At 74.6% G+C, this 2,117-nt stretch carries 3 protein-coding genes and 1 pseudogene; all 4 read right to left on the bottom strand.

What is annotated here, in order from left to right:
- Positions 1 to 372: pseudogene (locus ACYVE9_RS24175) on the bottom strand (aminoglycoside phosphotransferase family protein); the annotation flags it as partial.
- 14 nt (positions 373 to 386) lie between these two features.
- Positions 387 to 644, bottom strand: a complete 258-nt coding sequence (locus ACYVE9_RS24170; RefSeq protein ID WP_461030013.1) for a hypothetical protein — start codon at positions 642 to 644, stop codon at positions 387 to 389.
- Complete coding sequence (tsaD, locus tag ACYVE9_RS24165; protein ID WP_461030012.1) at positions 641 to 1,789, bottom strand: tRNA (adenosine(37)-N6)-threonylcarbamoyltransferase complex transferase subunit TsaD; 1,149 nt, start codon at positions 1,787 to 1,789, stop codon at positions 641 to 643. The genes ACYVE9_RS24170 and tsaD overlap by 4 nt, the downstream gene beginning before the upstream one ends.
- The coding region (locus ACYVE9_RS24160; RefSeq protein ID WP_461030011.1) for a GNAT family N-acetyltransferase at positions 1,782 to 2,117 on the bottom strand (336 nt) is incomplete at its 5' end. The genes tsaD and ACYVE9_RS24160, both read right to left, overlap by 8 nt.

Here is a 2,117-nt window from a genome sequence, read left to right as displayed (position 1 = left end):
CGCGTCGAGCATGCCCTCCAGGTCCGGCGCCCGCAGCGGGTGCGGCGAGTGCCGCTCACCGTCGGGCAGCGGATGGCGGCCGGCCACGTGCTCGGTCAGCAGCACACCGGCCCGCGCGTCGGCGGCGATCAGACGGGGCACGCGTACGGGTGGCGGATGGCGCTCGAAGCCCTCGTACACCGCGATCTCCGCGGCGAACCGCTCCACCCAGGGCGCTTCGCGGTCCGTCAGCGACTTGGCGACTGCCGACCCCTGCTCGCAGTCCCCGGCGATCACCACGGACTTGCCGGTGCGGGAGAGCAGGGCGGCGGGACGGAAGTCGGGGCGCAGCCGTACCGCCGCAGCCGCGAGCCGGGTGAGGTCGCCGGTCACGTGCGCACCCGGCCTCACACCTGCTGGAAGCGCCAGCGGTGGACCGGGCGGGCGGTCAGGCCGGGTGGGGGGTCGGGGATCTCCGGCAGGTCGGCGTCGTAGGGCGCGTGCCACCAGGTGATCACCAGCACCCGGTCGCCGGGCGCGGTGAACGTCTCGCGCCGCACGGGCGGGGTGGCGGGCGACTGGTCGCGGACCCAGGCCAGGAGTTCGGCGGCACGCTCGGGTGCCGCCTTGGCCTCCCACATCAGGGCGGTCGTCGTGGTGGTCATGAGTCGTAGAGGTTCTTCCGGCTCAGCTCGTGCACGTGGTCGTGGTCGTGCGCGTGCGGGTGGTCATGGCGGTGCGGCTCGTCGTGGTCGTGCGGCTGCCCCGTGCCGGGGACGTGGGGTTCGGTGACGGGGAGCGAGGAGTCGGCGGGCAGGTCCCAGTCGGAGGCGGGACGCCCGCGGGCCACCATCTCGGCGCCGAGCGCCGCGACCATCGCCCCGTTGTCGGTGCACAGCTTGGGGCGCGGCACCCGCAGCGTGATCCCGGCGGCGGCGCAGCGCTCGGCGGCCATCGCCCGCAGCCGGGAGTTGGCGGCCACGCCGCCGCCGATCATGAGGTGGTCGACGCCCTCGTCCTTGCAGGCCCGGATCGCCTTGCGGGTCAGCACGTCCGTGACGGCCTCCTGGAAGGACGCCGACACGTCGGCGACGGGCACGTCCTCGCCCGCGTTGCGCCGCGCCTCGATCCAGCGGGCCACGGCCGTCTTCAGACCGGAGAAGGAGAAGTCGTAGGGCGCGTCCCGGGGGCCGGTCAGGCCGCGGGGGAAGGCGATGGCGTCCGGGTCGCCCTCCCTGGCCATGCGGTCGATGAGCGGCCCGCCCGGGAAGCCCAGGTGCAGGATGCGGGCGACCTTGTCGAAGGCCTCGCCCGCCGCGTCGTCGATGGTGGCGCCCAGCGGGCGGACGTCGGAGGTGATGTCCGGGGCGAGCAGCAGCGAGGAGTGGCCGCCGCTCACCAGCAGCGCCATCGTCGGCTCGGGCAGCGCGCCGTGCTCCAGCTGGTCGACGCAGATGTGCGAGGCGAGGTGGTTCACGCCGTACACCGGCTTGCCGAGGGCGTAGGCGTAGGCCTTGGCGGCGGACACGCCGACGAGCAGGGCGCCGGCCAGGCCCGGTCCGGCGGTGACGGCGATGCCGTCCAGGTCGGAGGCGGCGACGCCGGCCTCCTTCAGCGCCCGCTGGACGGTGGGCATCATCGCTTCGAGGTGGGCGCGGCTGGCGATCTCCGGGACGACGCCGCCGAACCGGGCGTGCTCGTCCACGCTGGAGGCGACGGCGTCCGCCAGCAGGGTGTGGCCGCGTACGACACCGACGCCGGTCTCGTCGCAGGAGGTCTCGATGCCGAGGACTAGCGGCTCGTCAGCCATGGGTGGCGGTTCCTTGGTCGGTCGGTGCGGTCTCGGGGGCCGCGGTGTGCGGGCGGCGCATCACCAGGGCGTCGACGTTGCCGGGTTGGTAGTAGCCGCGCCGGAAACCGACGGGCTCGAAGCCGAAACGTCCGTAGAGCCGCTGGGCGCGCGGGTTGTCGACCCGGACCTCCAGCAGCACCTGGGTGCACTCGAAGTCGGTGGCCGCGGCGAGCAGTCCGGTGAGCAGCCGCGAGCCGAGGCCGGTGCCCTGGTGGTCCGGGGCGGCGGCGATGGTCTGCACGTCGCCGGTGTCGTCGACGGCGGCCAGGCCGCCGTAGCCGGCGAC

It is taken from the genome of Streptomyces sparsus (genome assembly GCF_054776295.1).
The sequence above is the reverse complement of the archived record's forward strand: the minus strand, read 5'-3'. Positions and strand labels throughout refer to the sequence as shown.

Coding starts and splice junctions, on each gene's coding strand:
- tsaD (WP_461030012.1), bottom strand. CDS start 1,789: ATGGCTGACGAGCCGCTAGTCCTCGGCATCGAGACCTCCTGCGACGAG.
- ACYVE9_RS24170 (WP_461030013.1), bottom strand. CDS start 644: ATGACCACCACGACGACCGCCCTGATGTGGGAGGCCAAGGCGGCACCC.